This is a genomic window from Curtobacterium sp. NPDC087082 (genome assembly GCF_044745045.1).
In the GTDB taxonomy this organism is placed as follows: domain Bacteria; phylum Actinomycetota; class Actinomycetes; order Actinomycetales; family Microbacteriaceae; genus Curtobacterium.
Window position 1 is genome coordinate 622008 of sequence record NZ_JBIUZN010000001.1, and the last position, 17012, is coordinate 639019.

Genomic DNA, 17012 nt, shown 5'->3' on the forward strand with positions numbered 1-17012 from the left:
CGCCCGCTCCGGGGGCGGGGGCCGCCGGGGGGGGGGGGCCCCCCCCCCCCGGCCGCGCGCCCGGGGGGGGGGGGGGGGGGGGGGGGCCCCCCCCCGGCCGGGGGGGGGGGGGGGGGCCCCCCCCCCCGCCTCCAGTCCGTGACACTGGAAGGGTGGAACGACGTGCACTGATCCTGGAGGCCGCCGCCCGTGAGTTCGAGCGTGTCGGCTTCGCCGCCACGACGATCGCGGCCGTCGCCCGCGAGGCGGGCGTCTCGCAGGGCGCCCTGCACTTCCACTTCCCCACCAAGCTGTCCCTCGCGCTCGGGGTCATCGACGAGCAGAACGTGCGGACGTTCGACGTCGTGAGCCACCACGACGCGTCGCCCGCCGAGGCGCTCGTCCGGGCCTCCCGGGGCATCGCCGGCATGCTGCTGACCGACCCCGTCGTGAGCGCCGGCATCCGGCTCTCGCTCGAACGCGGCGAGTTCGGTGCCGCGACCGCCGCCTTCTACGACCAGTGGATCGGTGGGATCAGTGACCTGTTCCGCCTCGCGATCGCGAGCGGCGAACTCCGGACGGACCTCACACCCGAGCAGCTCGGCGCGACCGTCGTCCCGATGTTCACCGGGGTCCAGCTCGTCTCGGCGGTGCGGACCGGCCGGCAGGACCTCTTCCCCGCCGTCGCGACGATGTGGCGGATGGTGCTCACCGCCGTCGCGGACCCTCGGCACCGGCCCCGCTTGCTGGGGGTCGTGGCGGACGCGTTCGGCACGGCAGACTGACGCTGTGGGCACCAGCGAGCACGACACCCCTCCGTACGGCGACCCCGCGCTCGCGACGTCCGGGGTCGAGCGGGTGGGGTGGTCCGCGAGCGTCGTCGCGCTGCACGTCGTCGCGACCGTGCTGCTCGCGGTCGGGTTCGTCGCCGTCGCGGTGACGCTCTGGTCCCTGTTCGTCACGGTCGACGACGGTGGCGGCGCGAACATCGGCGCCGGGATCCTCGGGGTGTTCGGCCTGGGCGTCGGTGCGCTCGGGCTGGTCGTGCTCGCCGCTGCGGGCAGTGCGGCCGCGGTCACCCGTGTCCGGCGCCGACGAGCGCACTGACGCGGGACGGCACGGGGGCCGGGCCGCTGCGGGTCAGCGGTCGTGGAGCTCGCGGTCGCGGAACCACTTCAGCAGCCAGGCCGCGCTCGTGCGGTCGAAGGACCGCGGGAAGTCGACGCCGTCCGTGAGGAACGGGCTGAAGCCCTCCTCGGCGGCGATGTCGGAGTCGTCGAGCGACCGGTAGGCCATCGACCAGCCGTCGAACCGACGGCGTTCGATGTCCTCGCGCACGAGCGACTTCACCTCACCGTGGCGGGGGTCGCGCGCGATCGCGGCGAACCGGTCGTCCACGCTCCACGCCGGGCCCTCGAGCAGCTGCATGAAGCGGCCGTCCTTCGCCAGCAGGATGCCGGAGACCCCCAGCGCCTCGTTCCGGAGCCGCGACCCACGCAGGAGTTCGGTCAGGGCGGCGTCGTCGAAGGGGGTGGCCGCCCGGCTCATGTAGACGATGGAGACGAGCACGGCTCCATCTTGGCGCGGGCCCGCCGACGACACGAAATGGTGTCCGCTACACGTAGTCCGTGGTCGGAACCGTCCCGTCAGTCCGTGGACGGGGCCGGTGCGCCGACCGCGGGCTCCCGCACGTCGAGCGTGGTGCGGTTCCGGGTCGCGGGGGCGGCGAGCAGCGCCACGACGAGGAGTCCGGCGGGCACGAGCATCGCTGCCTGCAGGCCGAGGTGCTCGCCGAGGAACCCGAGTGCCGGAGGACCCGCCAGGAACGCGATGTAGCCCGCGGTCGCGACGACGGACACCCGTCGGTCGCCATCGGTCGGGTGGTCGCCGGCGGCCGAGATCGCGAGCGGGAAGCCGAGGGCGATGCCGAGACCCCACACCCCGGCGGCGGCCGCGGTCAGCACCGGGCTCGGCGACACCACGACGAGCAGCACGCCGACGGTGCCGACCGCCGCGCACACCCGGACGACCGGGGCGCGACCGAACCGGGCGACGAGCGGCGTGCCGGCCGTCCGCCCGACGAACATCGCGAGAGCGAAGCCGGTGAAGACGAGGGACCCGACGGCCTCGGGGGCGCCGTGGTCGGTCGTCATGAGCAGCGGGAGCCAGTCGCTCGCGGCACCCTCGGCGAACGCCATCGCCAGGGTGATCACGGCGATGAGCAGCACCTGCACCGTGAGCACGGCCCGGAGCCGCGGAGCCGGTGCGGCCGCGGACGACGTCTCGGGCGCAGCGCGGGGGACCGGACGGAGGTTCACGGCGGCGAACGCGGCGAGTGCGGCCATGACGACGGTGGCGCCGAGCAGGTGCCCGAGGACCGGCGTCCGGGCAGCGGTCACCGCGATGCCCGCCACGCCGCCGAGGACCGTGCCGAGACTGAAGCAGGCGTGGAGCAGCGGGACGACCGGCCGACCGATCCGCCGTTCGACCGCGGCTGCCTCGACGTTCAGGCCGATCTCGGCGACGCCGGACCCGAAGCCGATGAGGAACAGCCCGCCCGACACCCCGGCGGCGAGCTGCGCGGGGGCGGACAGGGCGACGAGGAGCATGCCGACGACGGGCAGGACCCCGCCGAGGACGATGAGCGGCCGCGTCCCGAGGCGCCGGACGAGCACACCGGCGCCGAGGATCCCGATCATCGAGCCGATCGAGAGCCCGAGGATGACGATGCCCATCGCCTCGATCGAGGCCCCGAGCTCGTCGCGGATCGCGGGCGTGCGGGTGATCCACGAGGCGATCCCGAACCCGGTCATCGTCGACGTGGCGAAGAGTGCCGCGCGGTGGCGCTCGATCATGGGTCCATCAGAACGTCCCACCGTGGTCGAGTCAAGGGAACGGCGCAGACCGCCGGTGCGAGGTCAGCGCAGCATGCCGAGCGAGCGCGCCGTGGACACCGCAGCCGTCCGCGAGGCGACCCCGAGCTTCGAGAACACGTGCACGAGGTGCGACTTGACCGTCGCCTCGCTGATGTGGAGCCGCGCCGCGACCTCGCCGTTCGCAGCGCCGGCGGCGACGAGCTCGAGGACCTCGATCTCCCGCGCCGAGAGCGACACCTGCGGGGTCCGCATCCGGGCCATCAGCCGGCCGGCGATCGCGGGCGCGAGCGCGCTCTGGCCGGACGCCGCCGCCCGGACGGCCGCGATCAGGTCGTGCGGCGGCGCGTCCTTGAGGAGGTACCCGCTCGCACCGGCCTCCACCGCGCCGAGGATGTCGCCGTCGGAGTCGTAGTTCGTGAGCACGAGGACGTACGGCGCGGCGTCGAGCGCACGGATCCGCCGGGTGGCTTCGGCACCGGAGGTGTCCTGGCCGAACTGCAGGTCCATCAGGACGAGTTCCGGCGAGAGGTCGGCGGCGAGCTCGACCGCGGTCGCCGGCGTCGCCGCCTCGCCGACGACCTCGAGGTCGTCCTCCGCGTCGAGCAGTGCGCGCAGGCCGGCCCGCACGACCGGGTGGTCGTCGGCGATCAGGATCCGGATCACGGCACCTCCAGGACGGCGACGAGGGTGGTGCCGCGTCCGGGCGCCGAGTCGATCTCCAGCCGTCCGCCGAACTGGCCGACGCGGTCCTGGGCCGCGCGCAGGCCGAACGAGTCGGACGCGACCGCCCGCGACAGGGCGGTGACCGGGTCGAAACCGACGCCGTCGTCCGAGACCGTCAGTCGCGCCTCCTGGCCGTCGACCGCGAGCGACAGCGCGACGTGCGTGGCGTGCGCGTGCTGCACCACGTTCGCGACCGCGCCCTGGGCGATGCGCAGGAGCGCCGTCTGGACGTCCATCGGCAGCACCACATCGGGCACGTCGACGGTCACGGTCAGGCCGTCGCCGGACCACTGCTGCTCGGCGAGCCGCCCGAGTGCCGCCGGGAGCCCCTGGTCGAGCGACGGCGGCGTGAGCTCGCGGATGAAGCGCCGGGTGTCGGCGAGTCCGTCCGCCGCGGTGTCACGTGCGAGCCGGATGTGCTCCAGCCCGGGGCGCTCGCCGTCCGCGCGTTCCGCGGCGTGCAGGAGCATCTGGATGCTCGACAGGCCCTGCGCGACGGTGTCGTGGATCTCGCGGGCGAGTCGTGCCCGCTCGGCGAGGACGCCCTGTTCGCGCTCGGTCGCGGCCAGGCGGTCACGGGTCGCGATGAGTTCGGCGACGAGCGCCTCGCGCTCCGTGGCCTCGCGCGCGAGGGCGCGGTACCCGAGCCCGATGAGCAACGCCACGCCGGCGCCGACGAGCGGGCCGACGACCCCGCCGACCGTGAAACCGCCGTGCAGACCGAGCGCGACGACCGCGACGAGGGTGGCGACCACGACGGCGACCGGACCGACCACGCGGGGGAGGACGTGCAGGTACAGGAAGAACAGCGGGAAGACGAGGTACGCGGCCTCGGGCACGAGCACCAGCAGGGCGATCCAGACGAGGCTCAGCGCGACGAGCCAGACCGCGCCGGCGATCGCACGACGGCGCTCGGCGGTGCGGGCGGCGACGGCGCCGAGCAGGTAGACGCCGGCGAAGACGACGCTCAGCCCGAGGGGCACCCATGGCCGCGGGCCGTCGCTGACCAGCACACGGATGACGACGAGGGCCAGGAGCGCGGCGGACAGCACGTGCAGGCCGGTCCGGAGACCGACGAAGACCGGGGTGAGCGTGCTGTGCGCCATGACGGTCCCAGCGTACGGAGCCAGGTGCGGGACCGGATCAACCGAAAGTTCGATCGGGGGACCAGTCCGGTCGACGATGTCCGCTGGGACCGGCGCGGCGAGGCTGGACGCGTGGTCGCGGAGGGTCCGTGACCGTCGTGGTCGCGGAGGGTCCGTGACCCGGAAGGGACCATCGTGTTCGTCGCCTGGCGCGACCTCCGGTTCGCTCGCGGACGCTTCGTGCTCATCGGCTCCGTCGTCGCGCTCATCACCCTGCTCGTGGGGTTCCTCGCGGGCCTCACCGGCGGACTCGCCGCCCAGAACGTCTCGGCCGTGCTCGACCTGCCGGGTGACCGACTGGTCCTGCAGCAACCGTCCGACGGGCAGCCGTCCTTCGGCGAGTCGACCATCGGCCAGGAGGCGCGGGTCGGCTGGCAGACGGCGGCCGGCGTCGACGAGGTGGTCCCGGTCGGGATCGTCCAGGGGCGGGCGACGTCGGGTCACGACGACGGGTCGGCGGTCGGGGTCGCCCTGTTCGGGCTGGCGTCCGCCGGCGGCCACGGCGGCCGCGGCGGCTCGGCCGACGCGCGTGGCTCGGTCGCCTCGCTCGCGCCGACGCGGGACGACGAGGTCGGCCTTTCCGCCGGCGCGGCCGCCGACCTCGGGGTCGACGTCGGCGACCACGTGACGATCACGGGCACCACCTACCGGGTCGCCTCCGTCGGCGGCGACGCCTGGTACAGCCACACGCCGGTCCTCGCGATGACCCCGGACGCCTGGTCCGCGGCCGATCGGCGGCTCGGCGGCGACGGCGACCCCACCGTCCTCGCGGTGAGCGGGTCGCCCGACTGGGACGCCGTCGCCACCGCGACCCACACGTCGGCCTCGTCGCACCTCGGCTCGCTCACCGCCCTCGAGACGTTCCGGTCGGAGGTCGGTTCGCTCGCCCTGATGATCGCGATGCTGTTCGGCGTCTCCGCCCTCGTCGTCGGCGCCTTCTTCACGGTGTGGACCATGCAGCGCGCGGGCGACGTCGCCGTCCTGAAGGCACTCGGTGCGAGTACCCGGTCGCTCGTCCGGGACGCCCTCGGCCAGGCGCTCGTCGTGCTCGTCGTCGGCATCGGCGTCGGGACCGCCGCGGTCGTGGGACTCGGGGCGCTCGCCGGCGGTGCGCTGCCGTTCCTGCTCAGCCCGCTCACCACGCTTGTCCCGGCGATCGCGATGGCGGCCCTCGGGCTCGCCGGAGCCGCGGTCGCCCTCCGCACCGTCACCGCCGCCGACCCCCTCACCGCACTCGGGAGCAACCGATGATCACCCTCGACGACGTCACCCTCACCTTCCCCGACGGCGACCGCCGCGTCACCGCGGTCGACCACGTCTCGCTGACGGCACGCACCGGCGAGGTCACCGGGATCACCGGCCCCTCCGGCTCCGGCAAGTCCTCGATCCTGGCCGTCGCGGCGACGCTCATCCGGCCGGACTCCGGCCGCGTCGTCATCACCGGTGCGCGGGGCGACGCGGTCGACGCCGCCGCGCTGTCGCGGGACGAGGCCACCGCGCTCCGACGGGAACGCATCGGCATCGTGTTCCAGCAGTCGAACCTGCTGCCGTCGCTGACCGCCCGCGAGCAGCTCCTCGTCATGGCGCACCTCGGGGGCCCGCGGGCCGGGCGGCGGGGTGCGGCGGTCCGCGATCGGGCCGACGACCTGATCGACGCGGTCGGGCTGTCCGGGCACGCCGACAAGCGACCGGCCCAGCTGTCCGGTGGGCAACGGCAGCGGATCGCGATCGCCCGCGCACTCGTGCACGAGCCGGAGGTCCTGCTCGTCGACGAACCCACGAGCGCACTCGACCAGGAGCGCGGCGCGGCGATCATGTCGCTCATCGCGCAGCTGACCCACGAGCGCGGCACCGCGACGATGCTCGTGACGCACGACCTCGTGCACCGGGGCGCGCTCGACTCGCTCGTGACCGTCGTGGACGGACGGGTGGTGTCCGACGCGGCGACGGGCGACGGGCGCATCGCGGCCTAGGATCGGGCACATGGCGACCGTCCTCCTCGTCCGGCACGGACGCACCACCGCGAACGCGACCGGCGTCCTCGCCGGACGGACGGCAGGGGTGGCGCTCGACGCCGTCGGTCGCGAACAGGCCGCACGGACGGCCGGACGACTGGCCGCGGTCCCGCTCGCCGCGGTCGTGTCCAGCCCGCTCGAACGGTGTCGGCAGACCGCTCGCGCGCTGCTCGGACGCCAGCCCGGCGAGCCGGAGACCCGCATCGAGCGGGCGATCACGGAGTGCGACTACGGCGACTGGCAGGGCCGGAAGCTCGCGGACCTCGCGAAGGAGCCGCTCTGGCGGACGGTCCAGGCGAACCCGAGCGCCGTCGTGTTCCCCGGCGGGGAGTCCATGCAGGGGATGCAGTCGCGCGCGGTCGCCGCCGTCCGCCGGATCGACGCCGAGGTCGAGGCCGCCCACGGTCCGGGCGCCGTCTGGGTCGCGGTGAGCCACGGTGACGTGATCAAGTCCGTGCTCGCCGACGCCCTCGGCATGCACCTCGATCTGTTCCAGCGCATCGCGGTCGGACCGGCGTCGGTGTCCATCGTGCGCTACGGCGAGCTCCGTCCCGAGGTCGTCGCCTCGAACACCGAGTCGGGTGACCTGACTTGGCTCGCGGCCGCACCGGCGCCGAGCGCGGACGCCGCGGTCGGGGGCGGCGCCGGCCACGGCGACCCCGCCACCGGGCCGGCTCCTGCCGGAGCCTGAACGACTGTCGCCCGGCGCTCCTACAATGCGGGGTATGCCCACCATCGTGCACGGCTTCGACTGGCCGGACCGTCTCGTCGTCGGGACCGTCGGCCGTCCGGGCGAGCGGTCCTTCTACATCCAGGCGCGTGACGGCCGCCGTGTCACGAGTGTCGCGCTCGAGAAGGAGCAGTCGGCCGTCCTCGCGGACAAGATCGACGAGCTCCTGGACGAGGTCGCGACCGTCGAGGACAACCGGTTCAGCGTCCCGCCGTCCGCGCCGGCAGAACTCCGTGACGGTGAACCGCTCGACCAGCCGGTCGAGGCCGAGTTCCGTGCCGGCGCCCTGAGCCTCGGGTTCGACCCCGCCACCGCCCAGGTCGTGATCGAGGCGTACCCCATCGACGACGAGCTCGAGATCGTCGCCGAGACGTCGGAGGACGGCGAGGAGATCGAGGCCGTGGTCGAGATCCCCGAGCCCGCCGAGCTGTTCCAGGTGAAGATCCCGGTCGGCACCGCTCGCGCGTTCGTCGAGCGCACGCGGGAGATCGTGGCCGCCGGCCGTCCGCCAGGGGCCGCATGAGCGACGGGTCGCTGTCCATCCGGGCACGCATCCGGGAAGCCTCGAACGCCACCTTCCTCGCCGACCTCGACGGCGAGGCGGTCGTCTACAAGCCGATCGAGGGGGAGCGACCGCTCTGGGACTTCCCGGACGGCACCCTCGCCGATCGAGAGGTCGCGGCGTACCTCGTGTCCGAGGCGTTCGGCTGGGACGTCGTCCCCCCGACGTGGATGGGCGAGGGGCCGTTCGGCCGCGGCATGGTCCAGCGGTGGCAGGACGTCGATCCCGAGCAGGACGCGGTCGACCTCGTCCCCACCGAGGACGCCGAGGCCGAGCTGTCCGGCGACGGAGCACCCCGCTGGCGGCCGGTGCTCGAGGCGATCGACGAAGCGGACCGTCCGGTGACCCTCGTGCACGAGGACACGACCGCACTGCGGCGGATGGCGGTGTTCGACGTCGTCGTGAACAACGCCGACCGCAAGGGCGGTCACGTCCTCGCGATGCCGGACGGTCACCGCTTCGGTGTCGACCACGGGCTGACCTTCCACGTCGAGCACAAGCTGCGCTCGGTGCTGTGGGGGTGGATCGGCGAACCGCTCGACGCGGACGAGCTCGAGGGCATCGACCGGGTGACCGACGCGCTGCACGGCGATCTCGGTGCCGCACTCGACGAGCACCTCACGGTGGCGGAGGTCGACACCCTGCGCGCCCGGTGCGCGGCGCTGCGGGCGGTCGGGCTGTTCCCGCCGCCACCGGGACACGGGCCCGCCGTGCCCTGGCCGCTCTTCTAGCGAAGCGCTCGGCCGCCGGCGCGGAGATCGGGTCGGCAGGTTCCGTCGGGTGCGGAACCCACCGACCCGTACCGCGTCCCGCCTGCCGGGGCGCGGTGACCCGTGGCGGTCGGACGGAGCGCGCCGTTGCCCTCCGGGACCCCACGGGGGTCGACCGGCCGAGGACGGATCAGGTGCCATCGGTCGGTCATCACCACCTCACCGACGCTGTCGGTGTACCGACAGCATCGGTTCACCGACGTGGTCGGTTCACCGACGTGGTCGGTTCACCGACGAGGTCGGTCAGGTGGAGCGGTGATCGCGGCCGGGGTCTGGGGCAGCTGTGGCGTCAGCATACGACCGAGATCGCCCGAGGAACAGACCCTGCCGTCAGATTGTCCAGTCGTCCCGGAAGAGCGCTCCACCGCGGCGCGATCCCAGGTACGACCCGACCACCGCGACGCCGAGGTCGTCGTTCTCGGGCGCGACGACCTTGCCGTCCACCCGCTTCGCCATCGCGTCGATGAAGCGCGCCAGCCCCGGGTCGTCGCCGAGCCGGAAGAAGGTCGTCTGCGCGCCGAGTCGTCCGGCGTTCTCGAGCTCCCGGACGGACAGCGCGATCGTGATCGGGTCCGGCGGGTACCCGAACCACACCTGGCCGTTCGGTTCGAGGTGGGAGGTGGGCTCGCCGTCGGTGACGATGAGCAGCACGGGCTGGGCGGTCGGGTGCTTCCGGAAGTGCCGGTTCGCGAGCAGCAGGGCGTGGTGGAGGTTGGTGCCCTTGTCCCACATCGCGTCGAGGCCGACGAGTTGCTCGATCTCCATCACCTCGGCTTCGCGGCCGAAGGCGATGAGCTGCAGGTCGTCGCCGCGGAACCGTGTGGACACGAGGGTGTGGAGTGCGAGCGCGGTGCGCTTCATCGGCACCCACCGGTCCTCCATCGCCATCGAGAACGACGTGTCGACGAGCAGGGCGACACAGGCCTGCGTCCGCGCCTCGGTCTCCTGCACCTCGACGTCGTCGATCTCCAGGCGGACGCCCGGGCCCATCCGTCCCGAGGCAGCGGTGCGGGTGAGCGCGTTCGTGATCGACCGCGTGACGTCCCACGGTTCGGTGTCGCCGTACTGCCACTGCCGGGTCGCACCGGACGGTTCGCCGGACGCACCGGAGCGGCGGAGGTCTCGGGCACCCTGGCGGCCGGACATGCGCTCGGCGACGTCCCGGAGCAGGCTCTTCCCGAGCTGCCGCATCGCCTTCGGGGTGAGCCGGAGCTGCCCGTCGGCACCGCGGCGCATCGCACCGGAGTTGCGCAGGGCCTTCTCGAGCTGCTGCAGGGTCCTCGCGTCGACGACGGCGTCGTTCCCGAGTTGGCGGCCGAGGGCGTCGAGGTCGACGTCGTCGAGGTCGGAGCCCGGTCCGGCCTGCGCGATCTGGTCGGCGAGGGCGTCGAGGTCGGCGATGTCCTGGAACACCCCGGTCCCGTCGCCGAGGCCGAGGCCCTGCTCGCCCTCCATCCGCTCGGAGCCGCCCCAGTCCTCGCCCGGCCGGAGCGAGCGGAGGGTGTCGTCGAGCTGGGCGAGCTGTCCCATCAGGTCGGGGGAGCCGAACGCCTGCTGGGCGAGGGCGTCGAGCTCGTCGCGCTGCTCCTGGGTCATCGAGTTGCGCATGCGCTGCGCCGCGGCCGCCCGGGCAGCGAGGTCGTCGAGCAGTTCCTCGACGTTCTGCGGGTCCGACGGGAAGTACTGCCCGTGCTCGGCCATGAACGCGTCGAACTGCTCCTGCGTGTCCGTGCCCGCACGGTGGTCCTCGAGCAGGGTGTTGAGGTCGCGCATCATCGCGGCGACGTCCTCGCGGTCCTGGTCGGTGGCGCCCTCGAGCGCCTGCTTCATGCCCGCGAACCGCTGGTCGAGCACCTCGCGGCCGAGCAGGTCCTTGATCTCCTCGTACTTCTGGCGCGCGGACGGCCTCGTCCAGTCGTAGCCGCTCAGTTCCTGCACCGCGGTGGCGGGCGACGGCGACAGGCTGTCGAGCTGCATCTCGGCGAGGGCTCGGTCGCCGTCGTCGATCTCGGTGTCGCGGGCGAGTTGTCCGCGTTCCGCGAGCACGGCCTCGTCGAGCAGCTGCTTGATCTGCTGCAGGGTGCCGTCGAGGTTGTTCTTCGCCGTCAGCTCGCGACGTCGCTCGGCCACGCGGCGGGCCAGGTCGTCGAGGCCGCGCTGGTCCTGACCGCCGCGGCGCAGGTACTCCCGGATGGCACGCTCGGGCGAGGTGCCACCCATGACGTCCTCGCCGATGGCGTCGAGCGCCTCGGCCAGGTCGACCGGGGGAGCGAGCGGGTCCGGGCCGTCCTCGTACTTCCCGTAGCGGGCGTCCCTCGCCAGGCGTCGGTTCGCCCTAGCCATAGACGGCTTCGCCCCCGCCGGACTCCTTGCTGATCCGCCGGGCGAGGAAGAGCCCCTCGAGCGCGAGTTCGATGGCGCCGGCACGCTCGCCGTCGTCGGTCGCTCCGAGCCGTTCGCAGATCTGGTCGTACAGGTCGGACTCGCCGATCGACGGCAGGCCCTCGAGGAATGCCCGGGCGCTGACCTGCTCACCCGTGGTCACCATCGTGCCCCCGTCGAGCGCCTCGACGAGGACCGCGAAGTCGAGCCCGCGGAAGCGCGCCCGGACGGTCTCGGCGGTCGCGGTCCGGAGCAGGTGCTCGAGCACCTCGTCGGCGCGGTCCTCCTCGCCGTTCTCGAACTCGATCTTCCCGCCGAGGACGTCGATCGCGGTCTCGAGGTCGATCGGCCGCGCGACCGCGTGCTCCTCGCCCTGCCGCGCAGCGCGGTGCACCGCGGCGGCGGAGATCGTCTCCGCGCCGGCGATCGCGAAGCGGGCGCTGACGCCGCTGCGCTGGTCGACCGCACTCGATCCGCGCAGGGCACGCGTGAACCGGGCGAGGATCTCGACCAGCGCGTCCGGCACGTCGGCGGTGAGCCGCGCCTCCTGGCGGATCACGGCGATCTCGTCCTCGAGCTCGATCGGGTAGTGGGTGCGGATCTCGGCGCCGAAGCGGTCCTTCAACGGGGTGATGATCCGACCGCGGTTCGTGTAGTCCTCGGGGTTCGCGCTGGCGACCACGAGCACGTCGAGCGGCAGTCGCAGGACGTAGCCGCGGATCTGGACGTCGCGCTCCTCCATCACGTTGAGCATCGCGACCTGGATGCGCTCGGCGAGGTCGGGGAGCTCGTTGATGGCGACGATGCCGCGGTGACCCCGGGGGACGAGACCGAAGTGGATCGTCTCGGGGTCGCCCAGGCTGCGGCCCTCGGCGACCTTCATCGGGTCGACGTCGCCGATGAGGTCCGCGACGCTCGTGTCCGGCGTCGCGAGCTTCTCGACGTAGCGGTCGTCGCGGTGCCGCCAGCTGATGGGCAGGGCGTCGCCGAGGTCCGCGGCCCGGCGGATGCTCGCCGTCGTGATCGGTTCGTAGGGGTGCTCGCCGAGTTCGGAGCCGGTGATGACGGGCGTCCACTCGTCGAGCAGGCCCTGCAGGGTGCGGAGGAGTCGGGTCTTGCCCTGTCCGCGTTCGCCGAGCAGGACGACGTCGTGCCCGGCGATCAGGGCGCGTTCGAGCTGCGGGACGACGGTGGTGGCGAAGCCGTGGAGGCCGGGCCAGGGGTCGCGGCCCTCGCGGAGGGCGCTGAGCAGGTTGTCGCGGATCTCGGCGCGGACCGTCTTCTGGAGGTGGCCAGAGGTGCGGAGCTCGCCGACCGTTCGGATGTCGGGTCGGGTCACCTCTTCGACGTTACGCCGTTCGGACCTGGAGGCGCGGTGCGGGCTGGCACCGCGCCTCCAGGCCACCTGCTTGTGAGTTTTCATAGCAATTGCAATGATTGGTGTTCCGGCATCGGAGCCGGATTCGATTAGGGGGATCCGGCTCCGAGCCCGGAACCCGTTCGTTTCCGGATCTGAACCATCTCGTCGATCTGGGCGTACGTTCCCCTCTCGTGAGCAGCACGACGAACGGGGCGATCAAGAGCCTGGTCCCCGCCAGGATGGACAGACTGCCGTGGACACGGTTCCACTGGAGTGTCGTGGTGGGACTCGGCGTCTCGTGGGTCCTCGACGGCCTCGAGATCCAGATCGTGTCGAACGCCGGGTTCCAGGCCGACCTGGACCTGTCGACGCAGCAGGTGACCTCGCTCGGCACCATCTACCTCGTCGGGCAGGTCGTCGGCGCGATCGTCTTCGGTCGGATGTCCGACCGGCTTGGTCGTCGGAAGCTCTTCATCCTCACGCTGGCCATCTACCTGATCGGCTCCGGCATCGCGGGGCTCGCGCAGGACTTCTGGTTCCTCGCGGCCTTCCGGTTCGTCGCCGGGCTCGGCATCGGCGGCGAGTACGCCGCGATCAACTCGGCGATCGACGAGCTCATCCCCGCGAAGTACCGTGGGCACGTCGACATCGCGATCAACGGCACCTACTGGGGCGGCGCGGCACTCGGCGCGTTCGCGAACATCTACCTGCTCGACACGGCCAACTTCGCCGAGAACATCGGCTGGCGCATCGGCTTCTTCCTCGGCCCGGTGCTCGGCATCGCGATCATCTTCCTGCGGCGGCACATCCCGGAGAGTCCGCGGTGGCTCATGACGCACGGACGCGAAGAGGAAGCCGAGGCAACGGTCACGCAGATCGAGGAGTCGGTCGAGAAGTCCACCGGGCACCGGCTGCCGGAGGTCGACGAGTCCAAGGCGATGACCGTCACGCCGACGGAGAACGTGCAGTTCCGGACGATCGTGAAGGTGCTGTTCCGGCAGTACCCGACCCGGACCCTGGTCGGCGCGACGATGATGATCACGCAGGCGTTCCTCTACAACGCGATCTTCTTCACCTACGCACTGGTGCTCACGAACTTCTTCGGCCTGAAGACCGCCGAGACGAGCGTGTACTTCTTCCCCTTCGCGATCGGCAACCTGCTCGGACCGATCATCCTCGGTCGGTTCTTCGACACCTGGGGTCGTCGGCAGATGATCTTCTCGACGTACCTGGTGTCCGGGCTCGTGCTCGCCACCTCGGCGTTCCTGTTCCAGGCGGACGCGATCAGCGCGGGCGTGCAGGTCGTCTTCTGGTGCATCTCGTTCTTCTTCGCCTCGGCGGGTGCGTCCAGCGCCTACCTGACCGTGAGCGAGATCTTCCCGCTCGAGCTCCGGTCGCAGGCGATCTCGTACTTCTTCGCGCTGGCGCAGATATTCGGTGCCGTCGCGCCGCTCATCTACGGCGCGCTCATCGGCGACGGGTCGTCCCGCGAGCCGCTGTTCTGGGGGTACCTGCTCGGGTCCGCAGTGATGATCGCGGGCGGTGTCGTGGCGCTGATCTTCGGCGTCGACGCGGCCCGGAAGGGGCTCGAGGACGTCACACAACCCCTGTCGGTCCTGACCAAGGAGGCGGACGCAGCGCGGAAGTAGTATTCCGTATGCGGAGTGTTTAGCGCCGCGCTCCGGGGTCTGTCATCGTCCTCGCATGGCAGTCCTCCACAGCACGACAGTGTCCTGCACGGTCCACGGGCCGACCACTCGCGAAGCCGGCGGCGTGGGCCGTGCGTGATCCTGGCGGCATGGAGCGAGCACAGCACCGACCGGGTCGCGACGACGACGATCCGCACGGCATCCGACGCAGTCTGCTGCGGGACGCGGTCTTCGCGCGGCTGCTCGACAACGTGCTGCGCGGGGTCTACCGCCGTGGCCAGCGGATCCGGCTCGACACGATCGCGGCGGACATGCGGGTGTCCCGGACCCCGGTGCGCGAAGCGCTCGTGCCGCTCGAGAACCTGCGGCTCGTCTCGGTGCAGCGGTACGTGGGGGTGGTCGTCGCGCACTGGACCGTCGACCACATGATCGAGCGGATCCGGATCGCGCGGACGATGATCACCGAGCCCTCGGCGGGCGCGGTGCGGTGCGCGGATCGCTTCGACGTCGCCTGGCTCCGCGAGTGCGTGACCGAGGGCGGGGTCTTCGTCGAGCTCGGTTCGTGGTGGCTCCGTCGAAGCGGTGCGGCCGTCAGTGCCGACTGGCTCCTGTCGCAGCGTGCCGTGCTCGACGCGTTCTTCACGGACGACGTGGCGCTGGCGAACGGGATCGACGCCGTGGTCGCTCGTCGGGAACGCCGGAAGATCGCCGAACGCGCGACCACCGCGGCCGAGCGGGACGCGCTCGACGAGTGCGCGGTGGCGCTGGTCGAGCTCGCCGATGCCCTGATCGGCCTGCCCGAACGGTTCCGGGCGGCCGCCTGAGCACTCACCGCGGATTCCGGGGCCGCTCGCACTGAATCGACAGGCGGGCGCATGGCAGGGTGGTCCGGTTGCCGTCCCCGCGGCACCGGGACCGACCGGGCCAGCGCGGGACCCCACGGTGCCCGACAGGGAGGGCACTGCCCGCGTGCTCGTCCGCTCGAGCACGCACCGTGTCCGCACACGACAGGAGTGCCCGTGAACGACGTCCGCGACCGATCCCACCGGCTGAACCGAGCGACCGGGATCGCACGGCACGGACGTCTCCGGCACCGCAACCCCGTCGGCACCGCGATGAAGGTGCTCTCCGGCGTGGCCGCGGTCGCCCTCGTGAGCACGGCGTCGGTCGCCGCGATCGCCGCCAAGCAGGTCACCGACGACTTCGGCGACGGCGTCGCGATCCAGGGGCAGCCAGCGCAGCCGGCGAAGGGACCGGCAGCGCTGAGTTCGTACCAGGGCGGCTTCAACATGCTCGTCGTCGGCACGGACAACGACCCCGAGCAGGGCACGGCGTACGGCGAACGCGACGCCACGTTGAACGACGTCAACATCCTGCTGCACGTCTCGGCCGACCACACCAACGCCACAGCGGTGAGCATCCCGCGCGACCTCGTCACGCCGATCCCCGCGTGCCGCAAGCAGGACGGCTCCGGGACGACCCCCGCCATGGCCGCGCAGCCGATCAACAGCGCGTGGGGCGAGGGCGGGCTGAACTGCGTCGTGCAGACCGTGCAGGGACTGACCGGCCTCGACGTGCAGTACTCGGCGGCGGTGTCGTTCCAGGGCGTCATCGAGATGTCGAACGCGATCGGCGGTGTGCCGGTGTGCGTCGCGCAGCCGATCCACGACCGCTACACGGGGCTCGACCTGCCGCAGGGCACCTCGACGCTGCAGGGTGACCAGGCGCTGGCGTTCCTCCGCTCCCGGCACGGTGTGGGCGACGGCTCGGACCTCGGGCGGATCTCCAGCCAGCAGGCCTTCCTGTCCTCGCTGCTCCGCACGGTGAAGTCGAACGACACCCTCACCTCGCCGCCCACCCTGTACAAGCTGGCCCGGGCAGCGGCCTCGAACATGCAGCTGTCGCAGAGCCTGAACGACGCCGGCACGATGGTGGAGATGGGGCGGGCGCTCCAGGATCTCCCGCTCGCGCAGGTCAACTTCGTGCAGTACCCGGGGACGACCGGTGGCACGGGGGTGTACTCGGGGAAGGTGCAGCCGTCGGCGGAGCTCGCGGCGCAGTTGTTCGCGAAGATCCGGGCGGACCAGTCGTTCTCGCTCGGCGCGGACAGCACCGGGATCGGGGCGGAGCGCGCGGCGGGCGCGGGGTCCGCCGCGCGGGCGTCGGCCGCGGGGGCCTCTGGCGCGCCCGCGGGAGCCTCTGCGGGCGCGGCCGCGGGGTCGGCCTCGGGCGCCGGCGGCTCGCCTGCCGGCGCGGGGACGGGTGCCGGTGCGGGCGGCGCGGGCGCGACTGCCGGCGCGGGATCGGGCACGGGCACGGGTGCGAGCGGCGCGGGCGCGGCTGCCGGTTCGGGTGCGGACCTCGGTACGGATGGTGCGGGTCTTGGTTCGGATGGTGCGAGCGCCGGCGGAGCCACCGCGCCCGCGAGCAGCCCCGCGGCCACGGCTCCGGCCGAGACCCTCGACGGCTTGCAGGGGCAGTCCGCCGACGAGCAGACCTGCTCGAAGGCCTTCGGCTCCTGACCCCCGTCCCCGAGGTTTCGCGCCCACCGACACTCCACGCGCTCCCCGGCCCGTGAGATGTCGCCCAGCGCGAAGAACCGCCCGCGAGCCCAGCGAGCCCAGCGCGCCCGAACCACCGAGAGCGGGGGCGCGGTGTCGGGCCGCGCCCCCTGGTCACTCCTCGGTCTGAGCCTCGCACGATCGGGCGCGCGTCGGGCTCGCCGCCCAGGAGCGACGTCGGTGCTGTGTCGCGACGACGGGGTGAGACCCCGGAATGTGATGGCCGCGCCTCGACGATGCTATTGACCGGGGTACGGGTG

At 72.6% G+C, this 17012-nt stretch carries 16 protein-coding genes; 10 read left to right on the plus strand and 6 right to left on the minus strand.

Annotated elements, in window-relative coordinates; genetic code table 11:
- Positions 1 to 152: 152 nt before the first annotated feature.
- Complete coding sequence (locus ACIPEP_RS02975) at positions 153 to 764, plus strand: ScbR family autoregulator-binding transcription factor (protein ID WP_070418133.1); 612 nt, start codon at positions 153 to 155, stop codon at positions 762 to 764.
- Positions 765 to 768: 4 nt separating this feature from the next.
- Positions 769 to 1086, plus strand: coding sequence for a hypothetical protein (locus ACIPEP_RS02980; RefSeq protein WP_402716451.1), 318 nt, complete (start codon positions 769 to 771; stop codon positions 1084 to 1086).
- A 33-nt stretch (positions 1087 to 1119) separates the two neighbouring features.
- On the opposite strand, the gene ACIPEP_RS02985 is transcribed toward ACIPEP_RS02980, so the two are convergent.
- From ACIPEP_RS02985 to ACIPEP_RS03000, 4 genes are all read right to left on the minus strand, one after another.
- Positions 1120 to 1548 carry a BLUF domain-containing protein gene (locus ACIPEP_RS02985; protein ID WP_083295228.1) on the minus strand — a complete coding sequence of 143 codons (429 nt, stop codon included), beginning with the start codon at positions 1546 to 1548 and terminating at the stop codon, positions 1120 to 1122.
- A 77-nt stretch (positions 1549 to 1625) separates the two neighbouring features.
- Entirely contained in the window at positions 1626 to 2834 is a 1209-nt protein-coding gene (locus ACIPEP_RS02990) for an MFS transporter (protein ID WP_402716452.1), read from the minus strand.
- A gap of 63 nt (positions 2835 to 2897) precedes the next feature.
- Positions 2898 to 3518, minus strand: a complete 621-nt coding sequence (locus ACIPEP_RS02995; RefSeq protein ID WP_402716453.1) for a response regulator — start codon at positions 3516 to 3518, stop codon at positions 2898 to 2900.
- A complete protein-coding gene (locus ACIPEP_RS03000) occupies positions 3515 to 4684 on the minus strand; it encodes a sensor histidine kinase (protein ID WP_402716454.1) in 1170 nt (389 codons plus the stop codon). Before ACIPEP_RS03000 ends, ACIPEP_RS02995 begins: the two co-directional genes overlap by 4 nt.
- A gap of 174 nt (positions 4685 to 4858) precedes the next feature.
- Between ACIPEP_RS03000 and ACIPEP_RS03005 the strand changes: the two genes are divergently transcribed.
- Genes ACIPEP_RS03005 through ACIPEP_RS03025 form a run of 5 tightly spaced genes read left to right on the plus strand, consistent with a single transcriptional unit; the run spans position 4859 to position 8761 of the window.
- Positions 4859 to 5974 (plus strand): FtsX-like permease family protein, encoded by a 1116-nt coding sequence (locus ACIPEP_RS03005; protein ID WP_071296044.1) that lies wholly within the window; start codon positions 4859 to 4861, stop codon positions 5972 to 5974.
- Positions 5971 to 6696 (plus strand): ABC transporter ATP-binding protein, encoded by a 726-nt coding sequence (locus ACIPEP_RS03010; protein ID WP_402716455.1) that lies wholly within the window; start codon positions 5971 to 5973, stop codon positions 6694 to 6696. The genes ACIPEP_RS03005 and ACIPEP_RS03010 overlap by 4 nt, the downstream gene beginning before the upstream one ends.
- Positions 6697 to 6706: 10 nt before the next feature.
- Entirely contained in the window at positions 6707 to 7429 is a 723-nt protein-coding gene (locus tag ACIPEP_RS03015) for a histidine phosphatase family protein (protein WP_402716456.1), read from the plus strand.
- Positions 7430 to 7463: 34 nt separating this feature from the next.
- The gene (locus tag ACIPEP_RS03020; protein ID WP_402716457.1) at positions 7464 to 7991 is read left to right on the plus strand and encodes a DUF3090 domain-containing protein; all 528 of its coding nucleotides are present in this window, start codon (positions 7464 to 7466) and stop codon (positions 7989 to 7991) included.
- Positions 7988 to 8761 carry an SCO1664 family protein gene (locus tag ACIPEP_RS03025; protein ID WP_070418141.1) on the plus strand — a complete coding sequence of 258 codons (774 nt, stop codon included), beginning with the start codon at positions 7988 to 7990 and terminating at the stop codon, positions 8759 to 8761. Before ACIPEP_RS03020 ends, ACIPEP_RS03025 begins: the two co-directional genes overlap by 4 nt.
- A 369-nt stretch (positions 8762 to 9130) precedes the next feature.
- On the opposite strand, the gene ACIPEP_RS03030 is transcribed toward ACIPEP_RS03025, so the two are convergent.
- Positions 9131 to 11143: a VWA domain-containing protein gene (locus ACIPEP_RS03030; protein ID WP_402716458.1), complete on the minus strand. Its 2013-nt coding sequence runs from the start codon at positions 11141 to 11143 to the stop codon at positions 9131 to 9133.
- On the minus strand, positions 11136 to 12521 hold the full coding sequence (locus ACIPEP_RS03035; protein WP_070418142.1) for an AAA family ATPase: 1386 nt from the start codon (positions 12519 to 12521) through the stop codon (positions 11136 to 11138). The genes ACIPEP_RS03030 and ACIPEP_RS03035 overlap by 8 nt, the downstream gene beginning before the upstream one ends.
- Before the next feature lie 212 nt (positions 12522 to 12733).
- Here ACIPEP_RS03035 and ACIPEP_RS03040 point away from each other — a divergent pair, with 212 nt between their 5' ends.
- The 3 genes from ACIPEP_RS03040 to ACIPEP_RS03050 all read left to right on the plus strand — a co-directional run bounded on the left by ACIPEP_RS03040 (position 12734) and on the right by ACIPEP_RS03050 (position 16713).
- Positions 12734 to 14191, plus strand: coding sequence for an MFS transporter (locus tag ACIPEP_RS03040; RefSeq protein ID WP_402716459.1), 1458 nt, complete (start codon positions 12734 to 12736; stop codon positions 14189 to 14191).
- A gap of 149 nt (positions 14192 to 14340) precedes the next feature.
- Positions 14341 to 15015 (plus strand): GntR family transcriptional regulator, encoded by a 675-nt coding sequence (locus ACIPEP_RS03045; protein ID WP_071296032.1) that lies wholly within the window; start codon positions 14341 to 14343, stop codon positions 15013 to 15015.
- 195 nt (positions 15016 to 15210) lie between these two features.
- Positions 15211 to 16713, plus strand: coding sequence for an LCP family protein (locus ACIPEP_RS03050; RefSeq protein WP_402716460.1), 1503 nt, complete (start codon positions 15211 to 15213; stop codon positions 16711 to 16713).
- Positions 16714 to 17012 lie beyond the last annotated feature (299 nt).

What these genes read in the sequence shown, in the direction of transcription:
- ACIPEP_RS03000 (WP_402716454.1), bottom strand. Translation starts at nt 4,684, where the DNA reads ATGGCGCACAGCACGCTCACCCCGGTCTTCGTCGGTCTCCGGACCGGC.
- ACIPEP_RS03020 (WP_402716457.1), top strand. Translation starts at nt 7,464, where the DNA reads ATGCCCACCATCGTGCACGGCTTCGACTGGCCGGACCGTCTCGTCGTC.
- ACIPEP_RS03045 (WP_071296032.1), top strand. Translation starts at nt 14,341, where the DNA reads ATGGAGCGAGCACAGCACCGACCGGGTCGCGACGACGACGATCCGCAC.
- ACIPEP_RS03015 (WP_402716456.1), top strand. Translation starts at nt 6,707, where the DNA reads ATGGCGACCGTCCTCCTCGTCCGGCACGGACGCACCACCGCGAACGCG.
- ACIPEP_RS03025 (WP_070418141.1), top strand. Translation starts at nt 7,988, where the DNA reads ATGAGCGACGGGTCGCTGTCCATCCGGGCACGCATCCGGGAAGCCTCG.
- ACIPEP_RS03010 (WP_402716455.1), top strand. Translation starts at nt 5,971, where the DNA reads ATGATCACCCTCGACGACGTCACCCTCACCTTCCCCGACGGCGACCGC.
- ACIPEP_RS02990 (WP_402716452.1), bottom strand. Translation starts at nt 2,834, where the DNA reads ATGATCGAGCGCCACCGCGCGGCACTCTTCGCCACGTCGACGATGACC.
- ACIPEP_RS03030 (WP_402716458.1), bottom strand. Translation starts at nt 11,143, where the DNA reads ATGGCTAGGGCGAACCGACGCCTGGCGAGGGACGCCCGCTACGGGAAG.